We start from the raw sequence: 3,129 nt of genomic DNA on the forward strand, positions 1-3,129 counted from the left end.
CTTCCGATCTGTGCCGATGCAACGCAGATGTCGCTTGCCGGGGGGTGCCGTGTAGGTATTACGGTTGTCGGTGTTGCTTTTGGGCGGGCATGGCAGCTCCCGTCGTAGTAGTAGGGTGTACTGCCGGAACATCCGGCAGATGTTCGGGTGGGAGAAGCAGTGACTGCAGGACTGGGCTCTCCCCTCGAAATCCCCGGCGTCGGAATAATACCAAACGGGTTACCAAGAGTGTCTCCCAGAATGGTGCCTAATCCCGGAATGAGATCGGAGAGCCATTCCCGGAATGACCGGTCCGGGGAAGGGGTGGTGGCGGGACTGATCACGATCGTGGATGCCCCGCAGCCGGATTCTCCCACAGAATCAACAACGCAGATGGAAAAGGAATAGGTGCCTGCAGCGGGCGCTGTCCCCTTCAGATTGCCGTTGAGATCCACGACCAGGCCCATCGGAGGGGCGCCATCGGCAAACGAACCTGACTGGAAGTGATAGGGGGGAGTACCGCCCCAGGCTCCGGCAACCTTTGTTGTGCACGGTGTCTTCTCCATACACCGGCCCGTTTCAGGAAGCAGCGTTGGCGATGCGGCCCGGGTCATTATGGAGAGGGAGAACCTGGTTGTGCCCGGTGGAGATGCTGAATCGATGACCTCTATCGTGAAGGACGGCGAGACCTCCCCGGTTGTGCCCTGCCGGAGCGTGTGCGTGCCGGATATTGTGCAGTCATCCTGCAGTATCAGGCCGTCCGGCAGGGACTCCCCTCTGCCAAGCGTACAGTGGTAAGGGGGAGTGCCGCCGCTGATGATGGAGCTGATATCGACATATGCTGCCTTCCCTGACTTGATCTGGGGAAAACCGGAGACTGACGCGGTGAGCCCGCTTGCCGGAAGGACAAGGAGAAACGATACAATAAGCAGAACCGTAACAATTGTCCCGGGCCGGTGCAATCGTTTCATGTGATCAGCTTTGCAGGGGAATTATTGTGGCAGTTCAAATAGTTTTTGCTGAGGGAGAGACCGGATCCGGTGCCGTGGATTTCCGTGTGGAGACTATGGCGAATCCCGTGGACTATCCGGTATGTCTGTAGTGCCGGAATCCCTTCCCGGCCCTCCTGCCGAAATCGAACGGATTATATGGGGGTGTCTTCATGATATCGGGATAAAGAAACCCTTATGCACGATAATCTCATTCACTCATCCGGACGTTCATGCAACCAAAACGCATCGCGATCACGACTGCTATCGGCATCCTGACCGGTGCCTGGTGTGCGGGGAGCCTGCTTTTTATGGCGCCGCCGGGGATCACGCCCGAGCCGTGGTTTATGCTGATGATCTTCTACGCCCGCGTCCTCCAGGGCCTCGCGATCGGTTTTGCCGACAGAATTTCCCTGCACCCAATCATCAGGGGGGCCGTTCTCGGGGCACTCTTCAGCCTCCTGCTCTGCATCGTCCCCTTCTTCGCCCACAATTATTTCGGAGCCGCGATGCTCCTCGTCTTTGGGATCATCTACGGGATTCTTGCGGATGGTATTGCAAGCCGGATGGTCCGGCCAGGGCCACAGTCCATTATAGGGGCTTGATGCTCCGGATTTCCGGCCCGGAGAAAACGAGCATTTTTTTTTGTTTTAGACGTTCATGATTTGCAATTATCTACTCTGTGACAGCCAGGATCATCGGTTTTTTTGGCACACGTCACGGACCGCCTTGCAGAATATTTCCGGTTACGAGGATCCCGCAACCAGCCGCGACCGGAACTTTGGTCGGATCTTTTCGGAAAAATATTTCCCGGCCTCCGGTGACTGCATAAGGCCTTTCCAGATCTTTTCCGGGACTGCCGAGAACCGGTACACCTGTCCTGACGTAAATTCGATTTCCAGGATTTTCATTACATCATCATATCCTGCTGATCGCAGGATGACGGACTTCACAACCTGTCGTTCCATGGATATCGCCACGTTCTTCCATGTGCTCCGGAAGGTTAATTGTTGCGATGGTGTAAGAAGGGACTGCGGTGCTGTCGATGAGGTGTAGCAGGAGGTAAGGATCGCGATCGCGAGGAGGACGAGGACGGTTGCGGGCAGGATTCGTTTCATGGGACACCACGGATGCGATACATACCGGATGGTGCGATTGCCAAATTAACGTTCGGGAGTGGCGGGCGGAACGCCGGAACTTCGCGAACAGGCCGGTGGCAGTGTGGGCATCGGCTTCCTTGCCTGGTGACGGGAACGATCAGCCGGTTATGGCCGGATGGAACTTCACGGCGGATGATCGCAAGAGAGAACGCTGCATCTCGTAGGGAAAATTATGCGGTGATTACTACCATCTTCCCAAGGTATATATGCCGTTCATCCAAACCAAAGAATAACACCGGATCCCCGCGGAGGTTTTTCATCATGGCTGATACACAATCCGGAAAAACGTCACTTGCCCGTCTTGTACTCTTCATAATCTGCCTGGCAGTAGCCGGCAGCATCCTTGCCGGCGCCCATTATTACGCGATCGATCTGCCCCAACAGAATGCGGTAGTGGCACCGGCCAACAGCCCTTCGGACAACTGCCAGGACTGCTATGACTGGTGTGCCCGCGAACACCCGAACTCCATTGGCTGCAAGTACAACTGCCTTATTAATGTCTGTGGTAAACAGTGAAGTGGAGTCTATGCCTGAACCACAACGATCCCCGCTCGCCAGCCTCGTGCTGTTTATGTGCTGCTTAGCGATTGCTGCAAGCCTCTTTGCCACTGCGCACTATCTTGTCATCGATCTCCCGGCGCAGAAGTCCCTGCCGGCACCGGAGAACGCGAAAAGCAGCACAGCAAACTGCGATATATGCAAGCTGAACTGTCTTATCGACCCGGATAAATATTCCTGCCTGTCGCTATGCCAAGAGCTTGAATGTTCCGAAAAGGTCTGAACGCAGGCCGGGGAGGGACCTCCCCGGGCTCTGCGGGGGGAAGGAAAATCCCCTGATCCGGGCCGGTACTCTGCCGGGAGGACCACCAGTTCCTTCACGGTCCGTGAGGCTGGCCGGCCGAAATTATTTCGATAACGAACCCTGCTACCTTTTTTTATGAGACCTCATACCGGTGATACACCATGATCCTTGTTGATGCCGAATGCTTCATTGCACCGGA

At 55.8% G+C, this 3,129-nt stretch carries 5 protein-coding genes; 3 read left to right on the forward strand and 2 right to left on the reverse strand.

Features of this window, described 5'->3' with window-relative positions:
• The coding region (locus CW742_RS09545) for a putative Ig domain-containing protein (protein ID WP_292419659.1) at positions 1–950 on the reverse strand (950 nt) is incomplete at its 3' end.
• A 251-nt stretch (positions 951–1,201) separates the two neighbouring features.
• Between CW742_RS09545 and CW742_RS09550 the strand changes: the two genes are divergently transcribed.
• The gene (locus CW742_RS09550) at positions 1,202–1,573 is read left to right on the forward strand and encodes a hypothetical protein (RefSeq protein WP_292419664.1); all 372 of its coding nucleotides are present in this window, start codon (positions 1,202–1,204) and stop codon (positions 1,571–1,573) included.
• Positions 1,574–1,714: 141 nt separating this feature from the next.
• Here CW742_RS09550 and CW742_RS09555 read toward each other — a convergent pair whose 3' ends face one another.
• A complete protein-coding gene (locus tag CW742_RS09555; RefSeq protein WP_292419666.1) occupies positions 1,715–2,086 on the reverse strand; it encodes a KTSC domain-containing protein in 372 nt (123 codons plus the stop codon).
• A 303-nt stretch (positions 2,087–2,389) separates the two neighbouring features.
• Between CW742_RS09555 and CW742_RS09560 the strand changes: the two genes are divergently transcribed.
• On the forward strand, positions 2,390–2,644 hold the full coding sequence (locus CW742_RS09560; RefSeq protein WP_292419671.1) for a hypothetical protein: 255 nt from the start codon (positions 2,390–2,392) through the stop codon (positions 2,642–2,644).
• A gap of 10 nt (positions 2,645–2,654) precedes the next feature.
• A complete protein-coding gene (locus CW742_RS09565; RefSeq protein ID WP_292419673.1) occupies positions 2,655–2,909 on the forward strand; it encodes a hypothetical protein in 255 nt (84 codons plus the stop codon).
• The last annotated feature ends 220 nt before the right edge of the window (positions 2,910–3,129 follow it).

This window comes from Methanoregula sp., from assembly GCF_002835825.1.
GTDB lineage: Archaea > Halobacteriota > Methanomicrobia > Methanomicrobiales > Methanospirillaceae > Methanoregula.

Excerpts from the sequence above, each read along its gene's own strand:
- CW742_RS09550 (WP_292419664.1), top strand. The coding sequence starts at position 1,202 with ATGCAACCAAAACGCATCGCGATCACGACTGCTATCGGCATCCTGACC.
- CW742_RS09555 (WP_292419666.1), bottom strand. The coding sequence starts at position 2,086 with ATGAAACGAATCCTGCCCGCAACCGTCCTCGTCCTCCTCGCGATCGCG.
- CW742_RS09560 (WP_292419671.1), top strand. The coding sequence starts at position 2,390 with ATGGCTGATACACAATCCGGAAAAACGTCACTTGCCCGTCTTGTACTC.
- CW742_RS09565 (WP_292419673.1), top strand. The coding sequence starts at position 2,655 with ATGCCTGAACCACAACGATCCCCGCTCGCCAGCCTCGTGCTGTTTATG.